This window comes from Variovorax sp. P4_B10 (assembly GCF_056402375.1).
Genome location: NZ_JBFUHN010000011.1, coordinates 19,014 through 44,896, shown reverse-complemented (window position 1 = coordinate 44,896; position 25,883 = coordinate 19,014). Strand labels below are relative to the sequence as shown.

The window sequence follows — 25,883 nt, the reverse complement described above, 5'->3', positions numbered from 1 at the left end:
GGGTCAGCGCAGCACGTAGCCGCTGAAACGCCAGGTGCGATCGCGGTCGAGATGAAAGCTCACGAGTTCGCGCAGGGTGCCCTCGGGCTTGTTGGCGAAGCGGGTTTCGTATTCGACGCTGACGTACTGGCCGGCCATGTCGGCGTCGGGGTCGGCAACGACCTGGCGATTGACCGCCACCCAGGTGCGCTGCTGGGGCAGGCCGAGCGTCGCGCGGCTCTTGGCGACCTGGCCCGTGAAGTCGACGCGGGTCACGCGCTTGCGGGTGGCCGGCGTGGCGCCGTCCCAGAGTTCGCCGGCCTTGCCCTGATCGATCATCTGGATCGCCTGCATGCCGCCCCGCACCATGTCGCTGGCCTCGACGATGTCCTGCGCGGCGGCAAGGCCGGTCCAACTGCTCCACAGCAGTGCGGCAGCGAGCAGCGGCCTGATCATGCGGTTCATCGTCCCGTTCCTTGTGGTTGAGTTGCCGTTGGAGACTGTAGCTTGGCAGAGATTCCCGGGCGGCCGGGTCGGCGCGACTATCGGGAGGCGGCGGGGGGCAGCGAATTCGCCTCGATCGTTTCGAGCCGGTAGCCCAGCCCGTAGATGGCCAGCAGCAGGAACCCATTCGCGGGGCGCAGGTCGAGCTTGGTCCGCAGGCGCGACACGTGGGTGTCGAGCGAGCGCGAGAGTGCCTCGACGCCCAGCCCCCACACCGCCTCGTGCAGGTGTTCGCGCGAAAGCAGCCGCCCGAGGTTCTGGAACAGGAACAGCGCAAGCTCGTACTCGCGGTTCTTCAGCTCGACCGGCTTGCCCCGGACCTTCAGCAGGCGCGAGGGCGGATAGAAATGGTAGGGGCCGAAAACCAGCTCGACCTCGTGCTTCGCAGGGTACGAGCGGCGCAGCAGCGCATTGACGCGGGCCTCGAGCTCGCCCGCACGGATGGGCCTGGTCATGAAGTCGTCGGCGCCGCTGTTGAGGCCTTCGACCATGTCGGCTTCGTCGCACCTGTCGGTCACGAAAAGAATGGGGAGGCGGCTCTTGAGCTCGCGCCGGATGGCCTTCACCACGTCCAGCCCCTGGATGTCGGGAAGGCTCCAGTCGAGGATCAGCAGGTCGAAGGTCTGCCGCCGCAGTGACTGCAGCAGTGCTTTTCCTTCGGTGTACAGGTGGCACTCGTGACCGAGTCCCAGCATGGTGTGATTGACCAGTTTGAGCTGATCCGGTCCGTTGTCGAGTACCGCGATACGCATTGCATCCCCTTCTTCCTCCCTTCGCCAGCCTCGGTGAGCGGACGATTGAACGGAAGTGTATCTATCTGCGTCTGATGTAAGAAATGGAGATTGCAACTAATGCACGCTATTTGCGATTTTTGAGGAAGTAATAAATGATGTTGGACACAGTTGAATGCAGATGTTTGGATTCCAATGGCCTTTGCATCCGCGTCATGGTGGTCTTCGGGCGCACCACGGTGTACTTGGAACATGCCTGTCCGTGAAGGGGGCCGCCCGGCACAGCGGGGCGATCCCGGGTAGCAAATACCCAGGTCTGCTATGAATTGAATAGCTGCACCAATAGCATGCATGGGCGCTGGCAGGCAAATGTGCTGAGGTATTCCTGCGACACGGCCATTTGTAATCTTGCTGTAAGCTCTGCCCGCATTCCGTGCTGCCCCTTCCCCCTGAGGAGATCTCTATGCTGATAGGCGTGCCTGCCGAGACCGCGGCTGGCGAAACCCGAGTGGCCGTGACACCCGAAACGGTGAAAAAACTGGTCGCTTCAGGACATACCGTTCGCGTGCAGTCGGGGGCCGGCGTTGCTGCCAGCGTCACCGATGCGGCTTACCAGACCGCCGGCGCGGAAATCACCGACCAGACCGGTGCGTTCTCCGCCGACATGGTGCTCAAGGTGCGCACGCCCAGCGACGCCGAAGCCGCACTGATGAAGTCCGGCACCGTCGTCATCGGCATGCTCAATCCCTTCGATGCTGCGGGCCTGCAACGCCTGGCCAGTGCCGGCCTCACCGGCTTCGCCCTCGAAGCCGCGCCGCGCACCACCCGCGCCCAGAGCATGGACGTCCTCTCATCGCAGGCCAACATCGCCGGCTACAAGGCCGTGATGATCGCGGCCGACAAGTACCAGCGCTTCTTCCCGATGCTCATGACCGCCGCCGGCACCGTGAAGGCCGCGCGCGTCGTCATCCTCGGCGTCGGCGTGGCGGGCCTGCAGGCCATCGCCACCGCCAAGCGCCTGGGCGCCGTCATCGAAGCCTCCGACGTTCGTCCGAGCGTCAAGGAACAGATCGAATCGCTCGGCGGCAAGTTCATCGAGGTGTCCTACGACACCGACGAAGAAAAGGAAGCCGCTGTCGGCGTCGGCGGCTATGCCAAGCCGATGCCTGCGAGCTGGCTCGCGCGCCAGCAGGTCGAAGTCGCCAAGCGCGTGGCGCTCGCCGACATCGTGATCAGCACCGCGCTCATTCCCGGGCGCGCCGCGCCGACGCTCATCACCGAGGACATGGTCAAGGCCATGAAGCCCGGTTCGGTGATCGTCGACATCGCCGCCGGCAAGGGTCCTGAGGGCGTGGGCGGCAACTGCCCGTTGTCGGAAGCCGACCGGACGGTGGTGAGGCACGGAGTGACCATCGTCGGCGAAACCAACCTCGCGGCGCTCGTGGCGGCCGATGCCTCGGCGCTCTATGCGCGCAACGTGCTCGACTTTCTCAAGCTCATCGTCACGAAGGAAGGTGCGCTCAAGATCGACCTCGAAGACGACATCGTCGCCGCCTGCCGCGTCACGCAAGACGGCCAGGTCACGAAGAAATAAGCGGTCACGCGAGGAGAAGAAATCATGGATCCCGTTTCCCACACCGTCATCAACCTCATCATCTTCGTGCTGGCCATCTACGTGGGCTACCACGTGGTCTGGACCGTCACGCCCGCGCTGCACACGCCGCTGATGGCCGTGACCAACGCGATCTCGGCCATCGTGATCGTGGGCGCGATGCTCGCGGCCGCGCTCACCGAGACCACGCTGGGCAAGACCATGGGCGTGCTCGCGGTGGCGCTCGCCGCAGTGAACATCTTCGGCGGCTTCCTCGTCACGCGGCGCATGCTCGAGATGTTCAAGAAGAAGGAAAAGAAAGCGGCAGCACCGAAGGCTGAAGCGGGGGCCGCCCAATGAGCATGAACCTCGTCACGCTGCTCTACCTGATCGCCAGCGTCTGCTTCATCCAGGCCTTGAAGGGCCTGAGCCATCCCACCACCTCGATCCGCGGCAACGCTTTCGGCATGGCCGGCATGGCCATCGCGGTGGTCACCACCGGTGCGCTGATCTACAACATCGCCGGCGGCCACCTCATGGGCCTGGCCTGGGTGCTGCTGGGGCTGGTGGTCGGCGGCGGCTACGGCGCCTACCGCGCCAAGACGGTCGAGATGACCAAGATGCCCGAGCTGGTGGCCTTCTTCCACAGCATGATCGGCCTGGCGGCGGTGTTCATCGCGGTCGCGGCCGTGGTCGAACCCGCGGCCATGCTGGAAGGCATCGCCAAGGGCGCGCCCATTCCGACCGGCAACCGGCTCGAACTGTTCCTGGGTGCGGCCATCGGTGCCATCACCTTCAGCGGCTCGGTCATCGCCTTCGGCAAGCTTTCGGGTACCTACAAGTTCCGGCTGTTCCAGGGCGCGCCGGTGCAGTTCGCGGGCCAGCACATGCTGAACCTCGTGCTCGGCCTGGCCATGATCGGGCTGGGCCTGGTGTTCGTCTTCACCGAAAGCTGGCCGGCCTTCTTCGCGATGCTGGCGCTGGCCTTCGTGATGGGCGTGCTCATCATCATCCCGATCGGCGGCGCCGACATGCCGGTGGTGGTGTCGATGCTCAACAGCTACTCGGGCTGGGCGGCCGCGGGCATCGGCTTCAGCCTGAACAACGCGATGCTGATCGTGGCCGGTTCGCTGGTGGGCTCTTCGGGTGCGATCCTGAGCTACATCATGTGCAAGGCCATGAACCGCTCGTTCTTCAACGTGATCCTGGGCGGCTTCGGCGGCGAGGCGGTCAGCGCGGCCAGCGGTGCGAAGGAGCAGCGTCCGGTCAAGAGCGGCAGCGCCGACGACGCGGCCTACATGCTGTCCAACGCCGAGACCGTGATCATCGTGCCGGGCTACGGCCTGGCGGTGGCGCGTGCCCAGCATGCGGTGAACGAGCTGGCCGAGAAGCTCATCCACAAGGGGGTGACGGTGAAGTACGCGATCCACCCGGTGGCCGGACGCATGCCGGGCCACATGAACGTGCTGCTGGCGGAGGCCGAGGTGCCGTACGACCAGGTGTTCGAGATGGAGGACATCAACGGCGAGTTCGCGCAGGCGGACGTGGCAATCATCCTGGGGGCCAACGACGTGGTGAACCCGGCGGCACTGCAGAAGGGCACACCCATCTACGGCATGCCGATCCTGGAGGCCTACAAGGCCAAGACGGTGATCGTGAACAAGCGCTCCATGGCGGCGGGCTACGCCGGCCTCGACAACGAACTCTTCTACATGGACAAGACCATGATGGTCTTTGGGGATGCCAAGAAAGTAGTGGAAGATATGGGCAAGGCCATCGAATAGGCCGACGGTCCATGCCCGCAGCGATGCGGGCCAGATCATCGCGGCGCCATCTCGTGCGCCGTTTTCGTTTTCAGTTATCAGACCCGGAGGAGACAAATCCATGACCGACCGCCCCTGGCTCAGCAGCTATCCGCAAGGCGTGCCTGCCGACATCGACGCTTCGCACTACCCCTCGCTGGTCGGGCTCATGGAAGAGAGCTTCACCAAGTACGCCGATCGCACCGCCTACAGCTTCATGGGCAAGGACGTCAGCTACGCCGAGACCGACAAGCAGAGCAAGGCCTTCGCGGCGTACCTGCAGGGCCTGGGCCTCGTCAAGGGCGACCGCGTGGCCGCGATGATGCCCAACTGCCCGCAGTACCCCATCGCGGTGGCGGGCATCCTTCGCGCAGGCCTGATCCTGGTCAACGTGAACCCGCTCTACACGCCGCGCGAGCTCGAGCATCAGCTCAAGGACTCGGGCGCCAAGGCCATCGTGATCATGGAGAACTTCGGCACCACGCTGCAGCAATGCATCGCGGCCACGCCGGTGAAGCACATCGTGCTGACGTCGATGGGCGACCGCCTCGGCTTCCTCAAGGGCGCACTCGTCAACTACGTGGTGCGCAACGTCAAGAAGATGGTGCCGCACTTCAGCCTGCCGGGCGCGGTGCGTTTCAACGATGCGCTCGAAAAGGGCGCCGGCCGCACGCTGCAGCCCGTGGCCATCGGGCCGGACGATGTGGCCGTGCTGCAGTACACCGGCGGCACCACCGGCGTCTCGAAGGGCGCCGTGCTGCTGCATCGCAACGTGATCGCCAACGTGCTGCAGTCCGAAGCCTGGAACGAGCCCGTGATGGCGCAGGTGCCGGCCAGCGAGCAGCCCACCAGCGTGTGCGCGCTGCCGCTGTATCACATCTTCGCGTTCACGGTCGGCATGATGCTGAGCATGCGCACGGGCGGCAAGCTGATCCTGATTCCGAATCCGCGCGACCTCGCGGGCGTGCTCAAGGAGCTGTCGAAGCACACCATCCACAGCTTCCCGGCCGTCAACACGCTGTTCAACGGCCTGGCGAACCACCCCGACTTCAACACCGTCAACTGGAAGAACCTGAAGGTCTCGGTGGGCGGCGGCATGGCCGTGCAGGCCGCGGTCGCCAAGCTCTGGCTCGAGAAGACCGGCTGCCCGATCTGCGAGGGCTACGGCCTCTCCGAAACTTCGCCCTCGACCACCTGCAACCCCACCAGCAGCAAGGCCTACACCGGCACCATCGGCTTGCCGCTGCCGAGCACCTGGCTCAAGCTGCTCGACGACGATGGCCACGAAGTGCCGATGGGGCAGCCCGGCGAAATCGCGATCAAGGGCCCGCAGGTGATGGCCGGCTACTGGCAGCGTCCCGACGAAACGGCCAAGGTCATGACGGCCGACGGCTACTTCAAGAGCGGCGACATCGGCGTGGTCGACGAACGCGGCTACTTCAAGGTGGTCGACCGCAAGAAGGACATGATCCTGGTATCGGGCTTCAACGTCTACCCGAACGAGATCGAGGATGTGGTCGCACAGATTCCGGGCGTGCTTGAATGCGCAGCCGTGGGCGTGGTCGACGACAAGACCGGCGAAGCGGTCAAGCTCGTGATCGTCAAGAAAGACGAGTCGCTGACCGAGGCGCAGGTGCGCGAATACTGCAGAGCAAACCTTACGGGTTACAAGCAACCGCGAATTATTGAGTTTCGTACAGACTTGCCGAAGACGCCGGTTGGGAAAATCCTGCGCCGCGAATTGCGAGACGCCAAGAAGTAAGGGTTCGGCCCGGGTAGGGCCACGGCATCGATCTTGCATATTCGCGGTCGATGTTTCGATTCATTCTGACTCGTGCAAGCCTGCTGGTGCCGACCTTCATCGGCATGACGCTGCTTGCCTTCTTTCTCATCCGGCTGGTGCCGGGAGACCCCATTGAAACCATGGCCGGCGAGCGCGGGATCGATCCCGCGCGCCATGCCGAGCTGCGCACCGCCTACGGCTTCGACAAGCCGATGATCGTGCAGTACGGCATCTACATCGGCCGCGTGCTGCACGGCGACCTCGGCAAGTCGATCATCACGCAGGACACGGTGATGAGCGAGTTTCTCGCGCTCTTTCCGGCCACTGTCGAGCTGGCGGTCTGCGCGATCCTTTTTGCGCTGCTGCTGGGGTTGCCCGCCGGCATCCTCGCCGCGGTGCGGCGCAATTCGATCTTCGACCACGGCGTGATGGCCACCTCGCTGACCGGCTACTCGATGCCGATCTTCTGGTGGGGGCTGCTGCTGATCCTGTTCTTCTCGGTGCAGCTCGGGTGGACGCCCGTGTCCGGACGCATCGCAGTGCAGTACTTCATCGAACCCGAGACCGGTTTCCTGCTGATCGACTCGCTGCGTGCCGGCGACACCGGCGCCTTCTGGTCGGCGCTGCACCACCTCATTCTTCCGGCCATCGTGCTCGGCACCGTGCCGCTGGCGGTCATAGCGCGCATGACGCGCTCGGCCATGCTCGAGGTGCTCGGCGAGGACTACATCCGTACCGCGCGCGCCAAGGGCCTGTCGCGCTTTCGCGTGGTGGGGTTGCATGCGCTGCGCAATGCACTGATCCCGGTCGTGACCGTGATCGGGCTGCAAGTGGGCGTGCTCTTCACCGGCGCGATCCTGACCGAGACGATCTTTTCATGGCCCGGAGTCGGCAAGTGGCTCATCGAAGCCATCGGCCGGCGCGACTACCCGGTGCTGCAGGGCGGCATGCTGCTGCTGGGCGTCATCGTGATGATGGTCAACCTGCTGGTCGACGTTGCCTACGGCGTCATCAACCCCCGTATCCGGCGCTGATGAACATGGCTTCGACCCCCGCCATCCCCACGACCGGCGCGAGCACCGCGCCGCCCGGCCCCTGGCGCGAATTCTGGAGCGCCTTCTCGGCCAACCGCGGTGCGGTCATCGGGCTCTTCACCATCGCCCTGCTGCTGCTCGTCGCGTTGCTCGCGCCGTGGATCGCACCGCATGCGCCGAACCAGACCAACAGCGCCGTCTTCCTTCAGCCGCCGGCGTGGCAGCAGGGCGGCTCGGTCAGCTATCTGCTGGGCACCGATGCCATCGGGCGCGACATTCTTTCGCGCCTCATGTACGGCGCGCGGCTCTCGCTGTCGATCGGTGTCGCCGTGGTGGCGCTGTCGGTCGTTGCGGGCGTGGTGCTCGGGCTGATCGCGGGCTTCTTCCGCGGCGTGCTCGAGATCGCGATCATGCGGCTGATGGACATCGTGCTCACGCTGCCGAGCCTGCTGCTCGCCATCGTGATCGTCGCGATCCTCGGGCCGGGGCTGGTCAATGCGATGCTCGCGGTGGCGATCGTGGTGCTGCCGCACTATGTGCGCATCACGCGCGCGGCCGTCATTGCCGAGGTCTCGCGCGACTACGTGACCGCGGCGCGCGTGAGCGGCGCCGGCACGCTGCGCCTGATGTTCAGCGAGGTGCTGCCCAACTGCGCAGCGCCGCTGATCGTCCAGGCCTCGCTCGGCATCTCGACCGCGATCCTCGATGCGGCCGCGCTCGGCTTTCTCGGTCTCGGCGCGCAGCCGCCGTCGCCCGAGTGGGGAACGATGCTGGCCGACGCGCGCGAGTTCGTGCTGCGCGCCTGGTGGGTCGTGACCTTCCCGGGCCTCGCGATCCTCGCGGCGGTGCTGGCTTTCAATCTGCTGGGCGACGGTCTGCGTGACGCCCTCGACCCGAAGCTGAAACGCTGAAGCAAAGGAGAAAGCAAATGCCTTTGCTGGACATCAAAGATCTGCATGTGGAGTTCCCCACGCAAGGCGGCGTGCTGCACGCCGTCGATGGCGTGAGCCTCACGCTCGAGGAAGGCGAGGTGCTCGGCATCGTCGGCGAATCGGGCTCGGGCAAGAGCGTCACCATGATGGCGCTGATGGGTCTGGTCGGCTTCCCGGGCCGCGTGCGCGCGGACCACATGCGCTTCGCGGGCAAGGACCTGCTCGGCATTTCCGACAAGGTGCGCCGCTCGCTGGTCGGCAAGGAGGTCGCGATGATCTTCCAGGAGCCGACCACCAGCCTCAACCCCTGCTTCACCATCGGCTTCCAGCTGATGGAGGTGCTGCGCCTGCACCTGCACCTCGACAGGCGCACGGCGAAGAAGCGTGCCACCGAGCTGCTGGAGCAGGTCGGCATTCCCGCCGCATCGTCGCGCCTGGGCAGCTACCCGCACCAGCTCTCCGGCGGCATGAACCAGCGCGTGATGATCGCGATGGCCATCGCCTGCAATCCGCGCCTCTTGATCGCCGACGAGCCGACCACCGCGCTGGACGTCACCATCCAGGCGCAGATCCTCGACCTGCTGCGCGAGCTGCAGAAGGAGCGCGGCATGGCGCTGGTGCTGATCACGCACAACATGGGCGTGGTGAGCGAGATGGCGCAGCGCATTGCGGTGATGTATGCAGGGCAGGTGATGGAGCACCAGCGCGTCGACCGGCTCTTCGCATCGCCGCAGCATCCGTACACCGAGGCCTTGCTCGCGGCGCTGCCCGAGCGTGCCGCGCCCGAAGGGCGGCTCGCCACCATCAGTGGCGTGGTGCCCGGCGTGCACGACCGGCCGTCGGGCTGCCTGTTCGCGCCGCGCTGCAGCTACGTCACCACGCGCGCCTGCAATGTGCGCCCGGCGCTGCGCGAGTGGCAGGGCGCCGAGGTTCGCTGCCATTTCCCGCTCGGCGAGCCGGGGCGCCTCGAGGCCATCGAGAAAGACCGGCCGCAACAGCATCCGCCGGTGGAGGTGCTTCCGTGAGCGGCGCTCCGGCAGACATCGTGGTGGAGGCCAACAGCCTCCAGCGCACCTACGACGTCCGGCGCGGCCTGTTCCGCGCACCGGCGCAATTGCGGGCCGTGGGCGACATCTCGTTCCGTCTCGAACGCGGACGCACGCTGGCCGTGGTCGGCGAGTCGGGCTGCGGCAAGTCCACGCTGGCGCGCATGGTCGCGCTGATCGAGAAGCCGACGGCCGGGCAGCTCACGCTCGTGGGTGTCGATGCGGTGAATCCGCCGCCCGAGCGCAGGCGTGAACTGCGCCAGGCCGTGCAGCTCGTGTTCCAGAATCCTTACGGCTCGCTCAACCCGCGCAAGAAGATATCGACCGTGCTCGAGGACCCGCTGGCGATCAACACCACGATGGGCAAGGCGGAGCGCGCTGCCAAGGCGCGCGAAATGCTCGCCCGCGTCGGCTTGCGGCCCGAGTATGCCAACCGCTATCCGCACATGTTCTCCGGCGGCCAGCGCCAGCGCATCGCGATCGCGCGCGCGCTGATGCTGTCGCCGCGCCTGCTGGTGGCCGACGAGCCGGTGTCGGCGCTCGACGTGTCGATCCAGGCGCAGGTGCTGAACCTGCTGGCCGATCTGCAGGCCGAACTCGGCCTGGCGTATCTCTTCATCTCGCACGACCTCGGCGTGGTGCGCCACATCGCCCACGACGTGCTCGTGATGTACCTCGGCCATGCGGTGGAGCAGGGCCCCAAGTCGCACATCTTCGCGCGTCCGCTGCACCCCTACACACAGGCCCTGCTGGCCTCGACGCCGGGACTCAGCAGCCAGCGCATCGTGCTCAAGGGCGAATTGCCGTCGCCGCTGAATCCGCCCTCGGGCTGCGTCTTCAGCACGCGCTGCCCGCATGTCCAGCAGCGCTGCCGCGAAGAGCGGCCCCTGCTGCGCGCGCTGGATGAACGGCTGGTGGCTTGCCACTACGCCGAGAAGTTTCTCGATGGCGCGGCTCCCGTGCGCGCCGATGTCCCGCCGCTCGCCGTTCCCCTGGCGACGAATTCCTAAGTTGGTTTTTTTCAACCGTGTCTCAAGGAGTCCTTATGAAGACCCAGCCATCCGTTTCGCGCCGCTCACGAAAGCTGGCGCTCCTGGCACCGACAGCGCTTGCGGCCCTTACCCTGGCCTGCGGCGCCGTGTCAGCCAAGACGTTGGTGTATTGCTCCGAAGGAAGCCCGGAGAATTTCTATCCGGGCATCAACACCACTGGCACCTCGCAAGACGTGACCACGCAGGTCTACAACAACATTGTCGAGTTCGAGCGCGGCGGCACCAAGGTCGTGCCGGGGCTGGCCGAGAAATGGGATGTCTCGGCCGATGGCACCGTCTACACCTTTCATCTGCGCAAGGGCGTGAAATGGCACAGCACGAGCAAGAGCTTCAAGCCCACGCGCGACTTCAACGCCGATGACGTGATGTTCATGATCGAGCGGCAATGGAAGGAGAGCGATCCTTACTTCAAGGTCACGAGCCAGAACCACTCGTACTTCACCGACATGGGCATGCCCAAGCTCCTGAAATCGGTCGACCGCGTGGACGACTACACGGTGAAGATCGTGATCAATCAGGCCGAAGCGCCTTTCCTTGCCAACTTGGCCATGCCGTTCGCCGGCATCCAGTCGAAGGAATACGCCATTGCCATGCTGAAGGCCGGCACGCCCGAGAAGGTCGACCAGGACCCGGTCGGCACCGGTCCGTTCTACCTCGTGCAGTACCAGAAGGACGCGGTCATCCGCTTCAAGGCCTTCCCGCAGTACTGGGGCGGCAAGGCCAAGATCGACGACCTCGTGTTCGCGATCACGCCCGATGCCTCGGTGCGCTGGGCCAAGCTGCAGAAGGGCGAATGCCATGTGATGCCGTACCCGAACCCGGCCGACCTCGACGCGATCCGCAAGGACCCGAACGTGCAGGTGCTGGAGCAGCCCGGCCTCAATGTGGGCTACCTCTCGTACAACACGACGAAGAAGCCCTTCGACGACGTGCGCGTGCGCAAGGCGATCAACATGGCGATCAACAAGAAGGCCATCATCGACGGCGTCTACCTGACGACCGGTGTCGCTGCCAAGAACCCGATCCCGCCGACCCTGTGGTCCTACAACGACGCGGTCAAGGACGATCCCTACGATCCCGAAGCCGCCAAGAAGCTGCTGGCGCAGGCCGGCTTCCCCGATGGCTTCAGCACCGACCTGTGGGCCATGCCGGTGCAGCGCCCCTACAACCCGAACGCCAAGCGGATCGCCGAGCTGATGCAGGCTGACCTTGCCAAGATCAATGTCAAGGCCGAGATCAAGAGCTTCGAATGGGGCGAGTACCGCAAGCGCCTGCAGGCCGGCGAGCACCAGATGGGCATGCTGGGCTGGACCGGCGACAACGGCGACCCGGACAACTTCCTCTACACGCTGCTGGGCTGCGCCTCGGCCAAATCGGCCAGCGGCAGCAACATCTCGAAGTTCTGCTACCAGCCTTATGAAGACCTCGTGGTGAAGGCCAAGAGCGCGACCAAGCAGGCCGACCGCGACGCGCTCTACAAGAAGGCGCAGGTGATCTTCAAGGAACAGGCGCCGTGGTTCACGATTGCGCATGCGGTGCAATTGAAGCCGGTGCGCAAGGAAGTCGTTGACTTCAAGCTGAGCCCGTTCGGCCGCCACACCTTCTACGGCGTGGACATCAAGTAAACCGTGGCCGCGCCCATTGCCATCGTCGCTGCGATGCACGAGGAGCTGGGTGCGCTCCTCGCGCAGATGCCCGACGAGCAGCGTGTGCGGATCGCCGGGCGCGACTTCTGGATTGGCCATCTGCATGGCCAGCCCGTGGTCGCGGTGCTGTCGCGCATCGGCAAGGTCGCGGCGGCGGTGACGGCCACGGTGCTGCTCGAGCGGTTTGCCGTGCGGGCCATCGTCTTCACCGGCGTCGCGGGCGGACTCGCGCCGGGCGTGAAGGTTGGCGATGTGGTCGTCGCAACGGAACTGCTTCAGCACGACCTCGACGCCTCGCCGATCTTTCCGAGATACGAAGTGCCCTTGACGGGCCTTTCGCGCTTCACTGCCGATGCGGCGATCGGCGATGCATTGGCGGCCGTTGCCGAAGAGACGTTGCGCGACCCGGTGGCGTTGGTGGGGCAGGGGGCCGTCGACGAGTTCGGCCTCCAGTCGCCGAAAGTGCATCGTGGCTTGTTGATCAGCGGCGACCGCTTCGTCTCGACCGCTGCCGAAAGCGAAGCGTTGCGCCGCCATCTGCCCGATGCGCTCGCGGTGGAAATGGAGGGCGCCGCAGTGGCACAGGCATGCCACGACTACGGCGTGCCGTTCGCGGCGATGCGGACGATTTCGGATCGCGCAGACGACGCAGCGCATGGCGACTTCGCACGCTTCGTCGCCGAGGTCGCGAGCCGCTACAGCCTCGCGCTGGTCGATGCGTGGCTGGCCAGGCGGCCTGCCGCTACTTGAGCCAGCCGCGCCGGCGAAAGTACCACATCGGCACCAGCGCGCTGGCCGCCATCAGCACGATGGCATACGGATAGCCCATTGCCCAGTCGAGCTCCGGCATGAACTTGAAGTTCATGCCGTAGATGCTCGCGATCAAGGTGGGCGGCAGCAGCGCCACGCTGGCCACCGAGAAGATCTTGATGGTCTTGTTCTGGTTGATGTTGATGAAACCGACGGTCGCATCCATCAGGAAGTTGATCTTGTCGAACAGGAAGGCCGTGTGGTTGTCCAGCGACTCGATGTCGCGCAGGATCTGCCGCGCCTCTTCGAACTGCTCGGCGTTGAGCATCTTGCTGCGCATCATGAAGCTGACCGCGCGGCGCGTGTCCATCACGTTGCGGCGGATGCGGCCGTTCAAGTCTTCCTGCCGCGCGATGGCACCGAGCACCTCGCCGGCCAGCTCGTCGCTGACGTTGCCCGACAGCACTTTCTTGCCGGCCACCTCGAGCTCGTCGTAGATGTTCTCCAGCGTGTCGGCCGAGTATTCGGCGTCGGCGTCGAAGAGCTTGAGCATCACTTCCTTGGCATCTTCGATCAGCCCCGGTGCGCGGCGTGCGCGCATGCGCAGCAGGCGGAACACGGGCACGTCCTCGTCGTGGATCGAGAACAGCACGCCGCGGCTGCGCAGGTCGGTGTTGTGCTGGTTCAGGATGAAGGCGACGCGCACGGTGCGCGGGTCTTCGTCGTCGTCGATCAGGAAGTCGGAGCGGATGTGCAGTTCGCCGTTGTCTTCCTCGTAGAAGCGGGCCGACTCCTCGATGTCCTCGTCCATCGCGTCTTCGGGAATCGAGAGACCGTAGTACTGCTTGATCCAGCGCTTCTCTTCGAGCGTGGGCGACTCGAGGTCGACCCAGATCGGCTGGAACTTGGAGAGCTCCTCCAGCGCCTCGATCTCTTCCTGGACGAGGCGGCCGTTGGCGAGCGTAAAGATGTTGAGCATGGGCTCACTCCCGGGGATGACTGAACGTTGGGCGAGGGCGGGGCGCTTTCAATTCCCAGGCCCGGCGCAAGGCGTCAGAAGGGAGTTGAAAGCTGCCGAGACGGGGCGGTTTCCAAGGGGAGTCTCCGGTTGCAGCGAGGCGCGATTATGTCACCGGCCACGAGGCGGCAAGGCGTCCGGACTGGACGGACATACAGTAAAGTCTGGTCCCATGCAGACCGCTGCGCTCCCCGTTTTTTCCGCTGCGCCCCAGACCCAGGCCGAGCGCCTGGCCGCGGCGCTCGCCACGCTCAACGACGAACAGCGCGCGGCGGTCGAACACGGCGTGGATGCGACGGTGGGTGGCGATCACCGCCCCCTGCTCGTGATTGCCGGCGCCGGCTCCGGCAAGACCAGCACGCTGGCGCACAGGGTGGCGCACCTGATCGCGGGCGGTGTCGATCCGCAGCGCCTGCTGCTTTTGACCTTCTCGCGCCGCGCCGCGCAGGAAATGGAGCGCCGCGCGGGCCAGGTGCTGGCCCGGGTGCTGGGCCTGAAGTCGGAGCGGCCGCCCGCGCTGCCGTGGGCCGGCACCTTCCATGGCATCGGCGCGCGCCTGCTGCGCGAATACGCCGCGCAGATCGGGCTGGACGAGAACTTCACGATCCACGACCGCGGCGATGCCGAAGACCTCATGGGGCTGGTGCGGCACGAGCTGGGCCTGTCCTCGACGGTGAACCGCTTCCCCCGCAAGGGCACCTGTCTGTCGATCTACTCGCGCTGCGTCAACACGTGCGCGCCGCTGGCCGATGTGCTCAAGGAAGCCTTCCCCTGGTGCGGCGAATGGGAGGCCGAGCTCAAGAACCTGTTCGGCGCCTACGTCGAGGCCAAGCAGCAGCAGAACGTGCTCGACTACGACGACCTGCTGCTCTACTGGGCCGGCATGGTCGCGGAGCCTGCGCTGGCCGAGGCCGTGGGCGCGCGGTTCGACCATGTGCTGGTCGACGAATACCAGGACACCAACCTGCTGCAGGCCTCGATTCTTCTGGCGATGAAGCCCGACGGACGCGGCGTCACGGTGGTGGGGGACGACGCGCAGTCGATCTACGCGTTCCGCGGCGCGACGGTGCGCAACATCCTCGATTTTCCGTCGCAGTTCTCGCGGGCTTCGGCGGAAGGCCCCGTTCCGGTGCCCGCGCGGGTCGTCACACTGGAGCGCAACTACCGCTCGACGCAGCCGATCCTCGATGTGTCGAACCGCGTGATCGCGCAGGCGGCCGAGCGTCACGCCAAGACGCTCTGGACCGACAAACCCTCCGCCGGCAAGCCGCAGCTGGTGCTGGTGCCCGACGAGGCCGGGCAGGCGCGCTGGGTGGCCGACAAGGTGCTCGCGCACCGCGAGGGCGGGCTGGCGCTCAAGTCGCAGGCGGTGCTGTTTCGCACCTCGTCGCACAGCGCGGCACTCGAGCTCGAACTCGCGCGCCGCAACATCCCGTTCATGAAGTTCGGCGGCCTCAAGTTTCTCGAGGCCTCGCATGTGAAGGACCTGCTCGCGGTGCTGCGCTTCGCCCAGAACCCGCGCGGGCGCATGGCGGGGTTTCGCGTCACGCAGCTGATCCCCGGCATCGGACCCGTCACGGGCACGCGATTGCTCGACGCGATGGACCAGGCCGCCGACCCGGTGGCGGCGGTGCGCGGCTTCGTGCCGCCGTCCGCTGCGCGCGAACAGTGGGCCGGCTTTGCCGAGGCCTATGCCGCCTTGCGCGCGCCTTCGCTGGCGTGGCCGACGGATGTGGAACTGGCGATGGGCTGGTACCTGCCGCACCTGGAGCGGCTCTATGACGACACCTCCGGCGTGCGCCGCGCCGATGTGGAGCAGCTGGTGCGGCTCGCCTCGGGCTACGCCTCGCGCGAGCGCTTCCTGACCGAACTCACGCTCGATCCGCCGGAGGCCACGAGCGATCGCCCCGGTCCGCCGCTGCTCGACGAGGACTACCTGATTCTCTCCACCATCCATTCGGCCAAGGGCCAGGAATGGAATTCGGTGCATGTGCTCAACGTGGTCGACGGTTGCCTGCCGGCCGACGTGGCGCAGAGCGCGCATGAGCTCGAGGAGGAACGACGCCTGCTCTACGTCGCGATGACGCGGGCCCGCGACCATCTGCACCTGCTGGTGCCGCAGCGCTTCTACATCACGCAGCAGGCGGCGCGGGGCGACCGGCACCTCTATGCGAACCGCACGCGTTTCATCGCGGAGGCCGATCTCGCGGGCTTCGAACAGCAGACCTGGCCGCCACCGCCGGTGCGTCCGCCCGCGGTGCCGCCGCCCACCGCCGTGATCGACCTGCGCAACCGCATGCGCGCCGCCTGGCGCTGAAACTGCTGGCCCTTCGTCCGGGAGGGTCACCGATGGCAAAACGCTGAAACACTTGCTTCCAAATGGCCGCAATGGCGGGCCAACATGCGCGGGCAGCTATGGAATCAATAGCGGATTGAAGCAGAACCCGGCGGCGCCTGCCACCCGGAGAACTCAGGTATTGCAATACCGTGACAGCTTGGGCATAGTGAATCGGCCATCTCTTCTTTCCCCCCTCTTTCTCCTTCTCCCCCTCTCCCCCCAATCAAACCTGTTTCGCCGGCCACGTTCCATCCCGGAGCGCGGTCATTTTCCCAACCGTCAATTCTCAGGAGGTCATTCATGAATTTGACGATCAGCGGTCATCACCTCGACGTCACACCTGCCTTGCGCACCTACGTCACGAGCAAGCTGGACCGGATCACACGGCACTTCGACCAGGTGGTCGATGTGAAGGTGATCCTCACGGTGGAAAAGCAGAAGGAAAAGGAACGCCGCCAAAGGGCGGAGTGCAACATCCACGTCAAGGGCAATGACATGTTCGCGGAGTCGAGCCACGCTGATCTCTACGCTGCGGTCGATGAACTGGTCGACAAGCTCGACCGCCAGGTGGTGCGCCACAAGGACCGCCTGCAGGACCACCACCACGCGGCACCCAAGCGCGTGATGTGAGCCCCTTGGGGTTCGCACAGGCCGCCTTCGGGCGGCCTTTTGCTTTTCCGACTGCGGCAGTAGGTTTTTACAAGGCCTTCCCTGGAGCGCGAGGCCTGCGAGCAACATGCTGTAAACAAAAAGTAGATAGCGGGACTGGGGGTTTTTACCAAGCGGGTGCATAATCGCCCCCGCTCTGCCCCCACCATGAATCGCCTCGCGTCCATCCTGCCGCCCGCCCAAGTGCTTGTGAGCGTTGACGCTACCAGCAAGAAACGTGCTTTCGAAGAAGCAGGCCTGCTGTTCGAAAGCCTTCACGGCCTGGGACGCGCCCTGATCACCGACAGCCTGTTTGCGCGCGAGCGCCTCGGCTCCACCGGTCTGGGCCACGGCGTTGCCATTCCGCATGGCCGCATCAAGGGCCTCAAGGCTCCGATGGCCGCTGTGTTCCAGCTGGCGAATCCCATCGGGTTCGACGCCCCCGACGAGCAGCCCGTCGGGCTGCTGATCTTCCTGCTGGTGCCCGAAGCGGCCACGCAGAAGCACCTCGAAATCCTCTCCGAAATCGCCGAGCTGCTGAGTGATGCCAGCCTGCGCGAACAGATCAAGTCCAGCACCGATGCCGCCGCGTTGCACGGCCTGATTGCAGGCTGGCAATCCACCCAAGTCGCTTGAGGTGGCTCGCCCCCAGGCTTCGCGCACTTCGTGTCGCTGCGCCAACCCCCTGCCGGGGGCAATACCGGCGGCCCGGCGAAGCCGGTTCCGCGGTATTCTGGGCTGCTCCAAACTAGGCGTTGAGCGCCGTCTCCTGAACGCATGAAGCCGACCGTCATCAGTGCCGATGCCATGTTCGAGGAGTTCCGCGGGTCGCTCCGCTGGGAATGGCTCGCAGGCCTCGGTGCCTCGGAACGCCAGTTCGACCCCGAAGTCATCAGCCGCGCCCAATCGGCCGCCGACCTGGTCGGCTACCTCAACTACATCCATCCGTACCGCGTGCAGATCCTGGGCGCCCGCGAGGTGGCCTACCTGACGCGCGGCAGCCCCGAAGACTGCGCCCGGCGCATCGCCCGCATCGTCACGCTGGAGCCGCCGATGCTGGTGCTGGCCGATGGTCAGGCCGCGCCCGACGAGCTGCTGTCGATCTGCGAGCGCGCCCAGCTGCCGCTGTTCGCCACGCGCGAGTCGTCGGCCTTCGTGATCGACCTGCTGCGCGCCTACCTGTCCAAGCACTTCGCCGAGCGCACTTCGATGCACGGCGTGTTCATGGACATCCTGGGCATGGGCGTGATGATCACGGGCGAGTCCGGGCTCGGCAAAAGCGAGCTCGGCCTCGAGCTGATCTCGCGCGGCAACGGCCTGGTGGCCGACGATGCGGTCGATCTCTACCGCATCAACCAGAACACCATCGAGGGGCGCTGCCCCGACCTGCTGCTGAACCTGCTGGAAGTGCGCGGCATCGGCCTGCTGGACATCCGCGCGATCTTCGGCGAGACGGCGGTGCGAAGGAAGATGCGGCTGAAGCTCATCGTGCATCTCGTGCGGCGCGACAGTTTCGAGCGCGACTACGAGCGCATGCCTTCGGCGCCGCTCACACAGGACGTGCTGGGCATCCCGGTGCGCAAGGTCATCATCCAGGTGGTGGCGGGGCGCAATATCGCCGTGCTGGTCGAGGCGGCGGTGCGCAATTCGATCCTGCAGCTGCGGGGCATCGACACCTATGCGGATTTCGTGGCGCGCCACCACAAGGCGATGGAAAACGGACGCGACGGCGACTGAACCGCGCCGATGCGGCCGCCGCCGGGCCGCTAACGTTTTTTTACACAGTCGCCGCAGAGGCCGTAGAGGGACATGGCGTGGTCCTGCAGGATCCAGCCCTTGTCCTTGGCGATCATCTGCTGGCGGCGCTCGATCTCGGCGTCGTAGAACTCCTCGACCTTGCCGCACGAGGTGCAGATCAGGTGGTCGTGGTGCGTGCCCTCGTTGAGCTCGTAGACGGCCTTGCCGCTTTCGAAGTGGCTGCGCTCCAGGATGCCGGCCTGTTCGAACTGCGTCAGCACCCGGTACACCGTCGCCAGGCCGATGTCGGAGTGTTCGTTGAGCAGCACGCGAAACACGTCTTCGGCCGTCATGTGCCGCTGGCTGCCGGTCTGGAAGATCTCCAGAATCTTCAGGCGCGGCAAGGTGGCCTTGAGGCCGGTGTTCTTGAGTTCGTCGATATTGGCCATGATGGTTCCTGCACCCTGCGCGGCGGTCAGGTCCTGAAAAGGTCAGCCGCTACAATGGTCGATCATATCGCTACCCCCTTTTCCTCCCATGCCTGCCATTCTCCAACGCCGTCCCTGGCTGCTGGCTGCGGCCGTTGCCGCGACGCTCTGCCTCGGTGCCTGCAGCGGCTTCAGCGATCGCACGCGTGGCGCGCTGACGGCCATCACCCCTTACAAGGTCGAAGTGGTGCAGGGCAATTTCGTGTCGAAGGAGCAGGTCGCGGCGCTCAAGCCCGGCATGTCGCGCCAGCAGGTGCGTGAAATCCTCGGCACTTCGCTGCTGAACGACGTTTTCCATGCCAACCGCTGGGACTACGTGTTCACCATCCGCCGCCAGGGCGTCGATCCCCAGGAGCGCCACCTGACCGTGTTCTTCAACGGCGAACTGCTCGACCGCTTCGAAGGCGACGAGATGCCCAGCGAAGAAGAATTCGTCGCCACGCTCGACACCCGCAAGAAAGCCGGCAAGGTGCCCCAGCTCGAAGCGTCGGAAGACGAACTCAAGAAATTCGCGCCCGCCAAGGACGAGAAAGCCGACGCCGCTGCATCGGCGTCCGTGCCCTCGCTGCCGGCGGCGTATCCCCCGCTCGAAGCTGCGCGCTGAGCGCAGCGGGAGCGGGCGGCGCCCGCCGAGTCAGGCGGCGTCCGTCCGGTGCCCATCATGGTTTCCAGTGGCCTGCGGGCCATTCCGAAGACTGAATCCGCGTGACTGAACCTACTTCCTCCTCCTCCATTTCCGCCACCCCCGCGCTGCGCCGCATTGCCATCGCCGGGGCTTCGGGCCGCATGGGCCACATGCTGATCGAGGCCGTGCGCAACGCGCCGGACTGCCGCCTCGCCGGCGCGCTCGACATGGCCGGCAGCGAAGCCATCGGCGCCGACGCGGCCGCCTTCCTGGGCTTCACGAGCGGCGTGCCCATCGTGGCCGACCTGCGCACCGGCCTGCAGGACGCGCAGGTGCTCATCGACTTCACCCGCCCCGAAGGCACGCTCGCGCACCTCGCGGCCTGCCGCGAACTCGGCGTGCAGGCCGTGATCGGCACCACCGGCTTCAGCGATGCGCAGAAGGCCGAGATCGCCGACATCGCCAAGGACGTCGCGATCATGATGGCGCCCAACATGAGCGTGGGCGTCAACGTCACCTTCAAGCTGCTCGAAATGGCGGCCAAGGCCATGTCGACCGGCTACGACATCGAGATCATCGAGGCGCACCACCGGCACAAGGTCGACGCGCCCTCGGGCACCGCGCTCAAGATGGGCGAAGTGATCGCCGACGCGCTGGGCCGCGACCTGAAGGACTGCGCCGTGTACGCCCGCGAAGGCATCACGGGCGAACGCGATCCCTCGACCATCGGCTTCTCCGCCATCCGCGGCGGCGACATCGTCGGCGATCACACCGTGCTGTTCGCCGGCATCGGCGAGCGCATCGAAATCACCCACAAGTCGTCGAGCCGCGTCACCTACGCGCAGGGCGCTCTGCGCGCCGTGCGCTTCCTGGCCGACAAGAAGGCCGGTCTGTTCGACATGTACGACGTGCTGGGCCTGCGCTAAAAGTAAGCCAATGAGCGTCCTCGAGTTGTTGACCCATGGCGACGGCGTCAGCCGTTCGGTGGCGGCGCTGCTGTTGGCCATGTCGATCGCGAGCTGGGTCGTGATCCTCTGGAAGGCCTGGCTGCTGCGCGGCGGCACGCGCGACGTGCTGCGCAGCATTGCGGCGTTCTGGCAGTCGGCCACGCTGGTCGATGCGGAGCAGAAGCTGAAGGCATTCGACCGGGCAACGCTGGTCCTGCCTGCGGTTTCGGCGATCAAGAATGCAGCATCCGGCACCGTCGGCGGAACGCTGGGCGCCACAGGCGACCGCAACCAGCGCCTGACGCGCGCGCTGCGCAATGCCCTGCATGGCGCGCTCCGGCGCCTGCAGGCGGGCCAGATCCTTCTCGCCACGGTGGGCGCCACCGCCCCCTTCGTCGGCCTGCTGGGCACGGTCTGGGGCATCTACGGCGCGCTGTCGGGCATTGCAGGCCAGACCGGCGGCTTCACCATCGACAAGGTGGCCGGGCCGGTCGGCGAGGCCCTGGTCATGACGGCCTTCGGCCTGGCGGTCGCCATTCCGGCCGTGCTGGCCTACAACGTGTTCGGCCGTGTCATCGGCCGCGTCGAGGCCGAGCTGGAAGGCTTTGCGCACGACCTGCTCGGCAGCTTCGGCGAGACGCCGGCACCCGCCGCACCGCCGCCGGCACGGCCGATGCCGGTCTGAGGGGTTCACGCACCATGGCCTCCTTCGGTCGCTCTTCGCTAGGCAGCAGCGCCACGGGCGGCGGGCGTGCCATGGGGGCCGGCGGGCAGCGGCCGCTTTCGGACATCAACGTCACCCCGCTGGTCGATGTGATGCTGGTGCTGCTGGTGATCTTCATCATCACGGCGCCGCTGATGGCGAGCTCGATCAAGCTCGACCTGCCGCAGACCGACGCGGGCCAGCCCAACGACACGCCCAAGTTCGTGAGCCTGTCGGTCGATGCGTCGGGCAAGGTCTTCTTCAACGACCAGGCCGTGACCGACGAAGAACTGGCCGCCCGGCTCGAGAAAGCCGCCGCGGACAGCAAGGACACCGAAGTGCAACTGCGTGCCGACCAGACCGTGCCCTACGGCAAGGTGGTGGCGCTCATGGGCATCGCGAACAAGGCCGGGCTGAGCCGCATCGGCTTCGTCACCGAGGCGGGGGCGACGCCTCCCACGCCGCGCTGATCCTGCCTTGCTCCTTCCCCCTCTGGCAGAAAGACAAGGGCTCAGGCGAGCACCACCGGCTTCGTGTGCCAGATCTCGTGCGCGTACTGCGCGATCGTGCGGTCCGAAGAAAACGCCCCCATCCCCGCGACATTGAGGATCGCCATCCGCGTCCACGCATCCGAATCGCGGTACAGCGTGTCGACCTCGGCCTGCTTCGCGACGTAGCTCGCATAGTCCGCCAGCAGCAGGTAGTGATCGCCCCAGTTCACGAGCGCGTCGTAGATGCCCTGGTAGCGCCCCGGCTCGCCCGGTGAGAACGCGCCGTCGCGGATCGCATCGAGCACGCGCTTGAGTTCGGCGTTTTCTTCGTAGATGTCGCGCGGCTGATAGCCGCGGGCGCGGATGTCGGCCACCTCGGGCGTGGTGTTGCCGAAGATGAAGATGTTCTCCGGCCCCACGTTGTCGCGCATCTCGACATTCGCGCCGTCGAGCGTACCGATGGTGAGCGCCCCGTTGAGCGCGAACTTCATGTTGCCGGTGCCCGAGGCCTCGGTGCCCGCCGTGGAGATCTGCTCCGACAGGTCGGCCGCCGGCATGATGATCTCGGCCAGGCTCACGCTGTAGTTCGGCAGGAACACCACCTTCAGCAGCTTGCCCACGCGCGCATCGGCGTTGATCGTGGTCGCCACGTCGTTGATGAGCCGGATCACCAGCTTGGCCGTCTGGTAGGCCGAGGCCGCCTTGCCCGCGAACACCACCACGCGCGGCACGATGTCGATGGGGCCGCCTGCCGCCTGCGCGTCGAGGATGCGGTGATAGCGCGTCACCACGTGCAGCACGTTGAGCAGTTGCCGCTTGTATTCGTGGATGCGCTTGACCTGCACGTCGAACATCGCATCGGTGTCGAGGTCGATCTTCAGGTGCTGCTCGACCCAGTTGGCCAGCCGCAGCTTGTTCTCGCGCTTGGCATGGCGGAATGCGCGCACGAAAGCCGGCTGCGCGGCCATCGGCTCGAGCGCCTCGAGCTGCGACAGGTCGCGCCGCCAGCCCTTGCCGATGCGCTGGTCGAGCAGCCCGGCCAGCGGCGGGTTGGCTTGCGCCAGCCAGCGGCGCGGCGTGACGCCGTTGGTCTTGTTGTTGAAGCGCTCCGGAAAGATCTTTGCGAAGTCGGAAAAGATCGACTGCTTCATCAGCTCCGAATGCAGCCCCGACACGCCGTTGATCGAGTGGCTCGCGAGCACCGCCACGTAGGCCATGCGCACGCGCCGCTCGCCCGATTCGTCGACCAGCGAGAGCCGGCGCATCAGCTCCACGTCGTTGCCGACCTTCTGCGTGACAGCGGCGAGGAACTTCGCGTTCATGTCGTAGATGATCTGCAGGTGCCGCGGCAGGATGCGCCCCAGCATCTCCACCGGCCAGGTCTCCAGCGCCTCGTGCATCAGCGTGTGGTTGGTGTAGCTGAACACCTTCTGCGTGTGCGCCCAGGCCACGTCCCACGCCAGGCCGTGCTCGTCGAGCAGGAGGCGCATGAGCTCGGGCACCGCGAGCACCGGGTGCGTGTCGTTGAGGTGGATGCTGACCTTCTCGGCCAGCTGGTCGAAGGTCTTGTGGTTGCGCAGGTAGCGGCGCAGCAGGTCCTGCACGCTCGCGCTGCAGAAGAAGTATTCCTGGTGCAGCCGCAGCTCGCGGCCCGACGGCGTGGAGTCGTCGGGGTAGAGCACGCGCGAGACGTTCTCCGAGTGGTTCTTGCTTTCCACCGCCTGCATGTAGTTGCCGCGGTTGAAGGCCGAGAGGTCGATCTCCTCGGTGGCGCGCGCCGACCACAGCCGCAGCGTGTTGGTGGCCTGCGTGCCGTAGCCCGGGATGATGGTGTCGTAGGCCACGGCGAGCACGTCGTGCGTGTCGACCCAGTCGGCCGCGCCGTAGGGGGCGTTCTTGCCTTCGCGTTTCTGCACGTGCCCGCCGAAGCGCACCCGGTAGTTCACCTCGGGCCGCTGGAACTCCCAGGGGTTGCCGCGCGTGAGCCAGTAGTCGGGCGTCTCGACCTGCTGGCCATCGACGATGCGCTGGCGGAACATGCCGTACTCGTAGCGGATGCCGTAGCCCATGCCCGGCACGCCGAGCGTGGCCATCGAGTCCAGGAAGCAGGCCGCGAGCCGGCCGAGGCCGCCGTTGCCGAGCGCCGCATCGGGCTCGCGCTCGGACAGCGCCGACATGTCGACGCCGAAGTCGGCCAGCGCCTCGCGCACCGTGTCGTAGAGGTCCACCGCCAGCAGCGCATTGGTGAAGGTGCGCCCGATCAGGAACTCCATCGAGAGGTAGTAGACGCGTTTCAGGTCCTGCGCGTAGTTGGCGCGCGTGGTCGCCATCCAGCGCTCGACCAGTTGGTCGCGCACGGCCTGCGAGGTGGCGTTGAGCCAGTCGTCCTGGCTGGCCGCAACCGGGTCCTTGCCGACCGCGTAGATCAGCTTGTTGGCCACGGCGCGCTTGAAGGCCGCGACGTCGCGGTCGGGGTGGTCGTAGGCGAAGTCTTTGATCGTCATGGTTGTGGCGCTCTCGGGTGAGTGGTGTTGTGTTGGCCGTGCGTGGGTCAGGTGGGGCCCAGCGCCTGCCGGTAAACGTCGATGTATTGCGCGGCCGCGGTGGCCCAGTCGGCCGGCCGCCGCATGGCGTTGCCGCGCACGCGGCGCCAGTCGGGCGCGCGCTGGTAAAGCGCGAAGGCGCGGCGCAGTGCGCGCTCGTAGTCGTGGCCGTCGAAGCGGTCGAACACGAAACCCGTGGCCTCGCCGCTCGCCATGTCCTCGAGCGTGCTGTCGACCACCGTGTCGGCCAGCCCGCCCACGCGGCGCACCAGCGGCAGGCTGCCGTACTTGAGGCCGTACATCTGCGTCAGCCCGCAGGGCTCGAACAGCGATGGCACCAGCGTCACGTCGCCGCCGCCGAAGAGCTGGTGCGCGAGCGTTTCGTTGTAGCCGATGGTGACGCTGACCGATTGCGGCGCCGCCGCGGCGCGCTGGCGAAAGGCTTCTTCGAGCCAGGTCTCGCCGCTGCCCAGCAGCGCGAGCTGGCCGCCCTGGGCCAGCAGGGCATCGATGCCGTCGAGTACCAGGTGCAGGCCCTTCTGCTCGGTGAGCCGGCTGACCAGGATGAAGAGCGGCGCGTCGGGGCGCTCGGCCAGGCCCAGCTGGTGCTGCAGCACGGCCTTGCAGCGCGCCTTGCCCGCCATGTGGCGGCCCTCGGGCGTGTGATAGCCCTGCACCAGCGCAGCGTCGGTGGCCGGATTCCAGACCTTGTCGTCGACCGCGTTGAGGATGCCGCTGAGTGCGCCGCTGCGCTGACGCAGCAGGCCGTCGAGGCCGCAGCCCTGTTCGGGCGTCTGGATTTCGAGCGCGTAGGTCGGGCTCACCGTGGTGAGCCGGTCGGCAAAGTAGAGGCCGCCCTTCATGAACGAGATCTGGCCGTGGTATTCGAGCCCGTCGATGTGGAAGGCGGGGCCCGGCAAACCCAGTTCGGCGAAATGCCGGGGCGCGAAGAGGCCCTGGTAGGCCAGGTTGTGCACCGTGAACACGCTGCCCACGTGCGGCCGGCCTGCCTGCCGTGCAAAGGCGAGGTAGGTGGGCGCCATCGCCGCATGCCAGTCGTGCGCATGCACGACTTCGGGCTGCCACGCCGGGTCGAGCCCCTGCGCCAGCTGTGCCGCGGCCCAGCCGAGCAGCGCGAAGCGCCGGTGATTGTCGCCATAGGGCTGGCGCGTCGTGTCTTCGTAGGGGTTGCCGGGCCGGTCGTAGAGGGTCGGCGCATCGATCACATAGGCGGGAATCGGCGGCGCGCCGTCGATGACGATGTGCCCGGCGCGCAGGCCGAAGCGCTCGCCCCACGGCGCCGTGAAATCGGCCACCGGCGCCAGCTCGCGCACGCCGGCCACGATGGCCGGGAAGCCCGGCAGCAGCACGCGCGCGTCCTGCCCTTCGGCCATGAGCGCGATGGGCAGGGCGCCGGCGACGTCCGCCAGGCCGCCGGTCTTGAGCAGGGGGAAGAGTTCGGCACTGACCTGGAGGATTCGCATCGTTCGTCGTC

At 66.3% G+C, this 25,883-nt stretch carries 24 protein-coding genes; 18 read left to right on the top strand and 6 right to left on the bottom strand.

Going from position 1 to position 25,883, the window contains the following annotated elements; genetic code table 11:
- Positions 1 to 3: 3 nt before the first annotated feature.
- The gene (locus tag AC1DXX_RS07890; RefSeq protein WP_478133620.1) at positions 4 to 444 is read right to left on the bottom strand and encodes a DUF4019 domain-containing protein; all 441 of its coding nucleotides are present in this window, start codon (positions 442 to 444) and stop codon (positions 4 to 6) included.
- 77 nt (positions 445 to 521) lie between these two features.
- Positions 522 to 1,235, bottom strand: a complete 714-nt coding sequence (locus tag AC1DXX_RS07885) for a response regulator transcription factor (RefSeq protein ID WP_478133619.1) — start codon at positions 1,233 to 1,235, stop codon at positions 522 to 524.
- 442 nt (positions 1,236 to 1,677) lie between these two features.
- Between AC1DXX_RS07885 and AC1DXX_RS07880 the strand changes: the two genes are divergently transcribed.
- From AC1DXX_RS07880 to AC1DXX_RS07835, 10 genes are all read left to right on the top strand, one after another.
- Positions 1,678 to 2,808 (top strand): Re/Si-specific NAD(P)(+) transhydrogenase subunit alpha, encoded by a 1,131-nt coding sequence (locus AC1DXX_RS07880; protein WP_478133618.1) that lies wholly within the window; start codon positions 1,678 to 1,680, stop codon positions 2,806 to 2,808.
- Positions 2,809 to 2,832: 24 nt separating this feature from the next.
- Complete coding sequence (locus AC1DXX_RS07875) at positions 2,833 to 3,165, top strand: NAD(P) transhydrogenase subunit alpha part 2 (protein ID WP_478133617.1); 333 nt, start codon at positions 2,833 to 2,835, stop codon at positions 3,163 to 3,165.
- On the top strand, positions 3,162 to 4,589 hold the full coding sequence (locus AC1DXX_RS07870) for an NAD(P)(+) transhydrogenase (Re/Si-specific) subunit beta (RefSeq protein WP_478133616.1): 1,428 nt from the start codon (positions 3,162 to 3,164) through the stop codon (positions 4,587 to 4,589). Before AC1DXX_RS07875 ends, AC1DXX_RS07870 begins: the two co-directional genes overlap by 4 nt.
- Positions 4,590 to 4,689: 100 nt before the next feature.
- The gene (locus AC1DXX_RS07865; protein ID WP_478133615.1) at positions 4,690 to 6,369 is read left to right on the top strand and encodes a long-chain-fatty-acid--CoA ligase; all 1,680 of its coding nucleotides are present in this window, start codon (positions 4,690 to 4,692) and stop codon (positions 6,367 to 6,369) included.
- 50 nt (positions 6,370 to 6,419) lie between these two features.
- On the top strand, positions 6,420 to 7,424 hold the full coding sequence (locus tag AC1DXX_RS07860) for an ABC transporter permease subunit (RefSeq protein ID WP_478133614.1): 1,005 nt from the start codon (positions 6,420 to 6,422) through the stop codon (positions 7,422 to 7,424).
- Positions 7,425 to 7,429: 5 nt separating this feature from the next.
- The gene (locus AC1DXX_RS07855; protein WP_478133613.1) at positions 7,430 to 8,335 is read left to right on the top strand and encodes an ABC transporter permease subunit; all 906 of its coding nucleotides are present in this window, start codon (positions 7,430 to 7,432) and stop codon (positions 8,333 to 8,335) included.
- Between the two features lie 17 nt (positions 8,336 to 8,352).
- Positions 8,353 to 9,381: an ABC transporter ATP-binding protein gene (locus tag AC1DXX_RS07850; RefSeq protein ID WP_478133612.1), complete on the top strand. Its 1,029-nt coding sequence runs from the start codon at positions 8,353 to 8,355 to the stop codon at positions 9,379 to 9,381.
- Positions 9,378 to 10,412, top strand: coding sequence for a peptide ABC transporter ATP-binding protein (locus AC1DXX_RS07845; protein WP_478133611.1), 1,035 nt, complete (start codon positions 9,378 to 9,380; stop codon positions 10,410 to 10,412). Before AC1DXX_RS07850 ends, AC1DXX_RS07845 begins: the two co-directional genes overlap by 4 nt.
- A 35-nt stretch (positions 10,413 to 10,447) precedes the next feature.
- A complete protein-coding gene (locus AC1DXX_RS07840; RefSeq protein ID WP_478133610.1) occupies positions 10,448 to 12,079 on the top strand; it encodes an ABC transporter substrate-binding protein in 1,632 nt (543 codons plus the stop codon).
- A gap of 3 nt (positions 12,080 to 12,082) precedes the next feature.
- The gene (locus AC1DXX_RS07835; protein WP_478133609.1) at positions 12,083 to 12,850 is read left to right on the top strand and encodes a 5'-methylthioadenosine/adenosylhomocysteine nucleosidase; all 768 of its coding nucleotides are present in this window, start codon (positions 12,083 to 12,085) and stop codon (positions 12,848 to 12,850) included.
- Here the strand turns inward: AC1DXX_RS07835 and corA are convergent.
- Positions 12,843 to 13,829 carry a magnesium/cobalt transporter CorA gene (corA, locus tag AC1DXX_RS07830; RefSeq protein ID WP_093053979.1) on the bottom strand — a complete coding sequence of 329 codons (987 nt, stop codon included), beginning with the start codon at positions 13,827 to 13,829 and terminating at the stop codon, positions 12,843 to 12,845. The two genes, AC1DXX_RS07835 and corA, sit on opposite strands and share 8 nt — an antisense overlap.
- A gap of 211 nt (positions 13,830 to 14,040) precedes the next feature.
- Between corA and AC1DXX_RS07825 the strand changes: the two genes are divergently transcribed.
- The 4 genes from AC1DXX_RS07825 to hprK all read left to right on the top strand — a co-directional run bounded on the left by AC1DXX_RS07825 (position 14,041) and on the right by hprK (position 18,591).
- Entirely contained in the window at positions 14,041 to 16,185 is a 2,145-nt protein-coding gene (locus AC1DXX_RS07825) for an ATP-dependent helicase (protein ID WP_478133608.1), read from the top strand.
- 321 nt (positions 16,186 to 16,506) lie between these two features.
- A complete protein-coding gene (hpf, locus tag AC1DXX_RS07820) occupies positions 16,507 to 16,836 on the top strand; it encodes a ribosome hibernation-promoting factor, HPF/YfiA family (protein WP_056515121.1) in 330 nt (109 codons plus the stop codon).
- 186 nt (positions 16,837 to 17,022) lie between these two features.
- Positions 17,023 to 17,490 (top strand): PTS sugar transporter subunit IIA, encoded by a 468-nt coding sequence (locus tag AC1DXX_RS07815; protein ID WP_478133607.1) that lies wholly within the window; start codon positions 17,023 to 17,025, stop codon positions 17,488 to 17,490.
- Positions 17,491 to 17,631: 141 nt separating this feature from the next.
- Positions 17,632 to 18,591, top strand: a complete 960-nt coding sequence (gene hprK / locus AC1DXX_RS07810) for an HPr(Ser) kinase/phosphatase (RefSeq protein WP_478133606.1) — start codon at positions 17,632 to 17,634, stop codon at positions 18,589 to 18,591.
- 29 nt (positions 18,592 to 18,620) lie between these two features.
- On the opposite strand, the gene fur is transcribed toward hprK, so the two are convergent.
- The gene (gene fur, locus AC1DXX_RS07805; RefSeq protein ID WP_056584276.1) at positions 18,621 to 19,040 is read right to left on the bottom strand and encodes a ferric iron uptake transcriptional regulator; all 420 of its coding nucleotides are present in this window, start codon (positions 19,038 to 19,040) and stop codon (positions 18,621 to 18,623) included.
- A gap of 88 nt (positions 19,041 to 19,128) precedes the next feature.
- Between fur and AC1DXX_RS07800 the strand changes: the two genes are divergently transcribed.
- The 4 genes from AC1DXX_RS07800 to AC1DXX_RS07785 all read left to right on the top strand — a co-directional run bounded on the left by AC1DXX_RS07800 (position 19,129) and on the right by AC1DXX_RS07785 (position 21,824).
- The gene (locus tag AC1DXX_RS07800; RefSeq protein ID WP_478133605.1) at positions 19,129 to 19,683 is read left to right on the top strand and encodes an outer membrane protein assembly factor BamE; all 555 of its coding nucleotides are present in this window, start codon (positions 19,129 to 19,131) and stop codon (positions 19,681 to 19,683) included.
- A gap of 146 nt (positions 19,684 to 19,829) precedes the next feature.
- Positions 19,830 to 20,630, top strand: coding sequence for a 4-hydroxy-tetrahydrodipicolinate reductase (gene dapB / locus AC1DXX_RS07795; protein ID WP_478133677.1), 801 nt, complete (start codon positions 19,830 to 19,832; stop codon positions 20,628 to 20,630).
- A 10-nt stretch (positions 20,631 to 20,640) separates the two neighbouring features.
- Entirely contained in the window at positions 20,641 to 21,336 is a 696-nt protein-coding gene (locus AC1DXX_RS07790; RefSeq protein ID WP_478133604.1) for a MotA/TolQ/ExbB proton channel family protein, read from the top strand.
- A 14-nt stretch (positions 21,337 to 21,350) separates the two neighbouring features.
- Complete coding sequence (locus AC1DXX_RS07785) at positions 21,351 to 21,824, top strand: ExbD/TolR family protein (protein ID WP_478133603.1); 474 nt, start codon at positions 21,351 to 21,353, stop codon at positions 21,822 to 21,824.
- Between the two features lie 41 nt (positions 21,825 to 21,865).
- Here the strand turns inward: AC1DXX_RS07785 and AC1DXX_RS07780 are convergent, their stop codons facing one another.
- Both AC1DXX_RS07780 and glgA read right to left on the bottom strand, forming a co-directional pair.
- The gene (locus AC1DXX_RS07780) at positions 21,866 to 24,349 is read right to left on the bottom strand and encodes a glycogen/starch/alpha-glucan phosphorylase (RefSeq protein ID WP_478133602.1); all 2,484 of its coding nucleotides are present in this window, start codon (positions 24,347 to 24,349) and stop codon (positions 21,866 to 21,868) included.
- Positions 24,350 to 24,396: 47 nt separating this feature from the next.
- Positions 24,397 to 25,872, bottom strand: coding sequence for a glycogen synthase GlgA (glgA, locus tag AC1DXX_RS07775; RefSeq protein WP_478133601.1), 1,476 nt, complete (start codon positions 25,870 to 25,872; stop codon positions 24,397 to 24,399).
- Between the last annotated feature and the right edge of the window lie 11 nt (positions 25,873 to 25,883).

Coding starts and splice junctions, on each gene's coding strand:
- AC1DXX_RS07880 (WP_478133618.1), top strand. CDS start 1,678: ATGCTGATAGGCGTGCCTGCCGAGACCGCGGCTGGCGAAACCCGAGTG.
- AC1DXX_RS07855 (WP_478133613.1), top strand. CDS start 7,430: ATGGCTTCGACCCCCGCCATCCCCACGACCGGCGCGAGCACCGCGCCG.
- AC1DXX_RS07785 (WP_478133603.1), top strand. CDS start 21,351: ATGGCCTCCTTCGGTCGCTCTTCGCTAGGCAGCAGCGCCACGGGCGGC.
- fur (WP_056584276.1), bottom strand. CDS start 19,040: ATGGCCAATATCGACGAACTCAAGAACACCGGCCTCAAGGCCACCTTG.
- AC1DXX_RS07825 (WP_478133608.1), top strand. CDS start 14,041: ATGCAGACCGCTGCGCTCCCCGTTTTTTCCGCTGCGCCCCAGACCCAG.
- AC1DXX_RS07780 (WP_478133602.1), bottom strand. CDS start 24,349: ATGACGATCAAAGACTTCGCCTACGACCACCCCGACCGCGACGTCGCG.
- AC1DXX_RS07875 (WP_478133617.1), top strand. CDS start 2,833: ATGGATCCCGTTTCCCACACCGTCATCAACCTCATCATCTTCGTGCTG.
- glgA (WP_478133601.1), bottom strand. CDS start 25,872: ATGCGAATCCTCCAGGTCAGTGCCGAACTCTTCCCCCTGCTCAAGACC.
- AC1DXX_RS07885 (WP_478133619.1), bottom strand. CDS start 1,235: ATGCGTATCGCGGTACTCGACAACGGACCGGATCAGCTCAAACTGGTC.
- AC1DXX_RS07860 (WP_478133614.1), top strand. CDS start 6,420: ATGTTTCGATTCATTCTGACTCGTGCAAGCCTGCTGGTGCCGACCTTC.
- AC1DXX_RS07890 (WP_478133620.1), bottom strand. CDS start 444: ATGAACCGCATGATCAGGCCGCTGCTCGCTGCCGCACTGCTGTGGAGC.
- AC1DXX_RS07790 (WP_478133604.1), top strand. CDS start 20,641: ATGAGCGTCCTCGAGTTGTTGACCCATGGCGACGGCGTCAGCCGTTCG.
- hprK (WP_478133606.1), top strand. CDS start 17,632: ATGAAGCCGACCGTCATCAGTGCCGATGCCATGTTCGAGGAGTTCCGC.
- AC1DXX_RS07870 (WP_478133616.1), top strand. CDS start 3,162: ATGAGCATGAACCTCGTCACGCTGCTCTACCTGATCGCCAGCGTCTGC.
- AC1DXX_RS07840 (WP_478133610.1), top strand. CDS start 10,448: ATGAAGACCCAGCCATCCGTTTCGCGCCGCTCACGAAAGCTGGCGCTC.
- corA (WP_093053979.1), bottom strand. CDS start 13,829: ATGCTCAACATCTTTACGCTCGCCAACGGCCGCCTCGTCCAGGAAGAG.
- AC1DXX_RS07800 (WP_478133605.1), top strand. CDS start 19,129: ATGCCTGCCATTCTCCAACGCCGTCCCTGGCTGCTGGCTGCGGCCGTT.
- AC1DXX_RS07865 (WP_478133615.1), top strand. CDS start 4,690: ATGACCGACCGCCCCTGGCTCAGCAGCTATCCGCAAGGCGTGCCTGCC.
- hpf (WP_056515121.1), top strand. CDS start 16,507: ATGAATTTGACGATCAGCGGTCATCACCTCGACGTCACACCTGCCTTG.
- AC1DXX_RS07815 (WP_478133607.1), top strand. CDS start 17,023: ATGAATCGCCTCGCGTCCATCCTGCCGCCCGCCCAAGTGCTTGTGAGC.
- AC1DXX_RS07850 (WP_478133612.1), top strand. CDS start 8,353: ATGCCTTTGCTGGACATCAAAGATCTGCATGTGGAGTTCCCCACGCAA.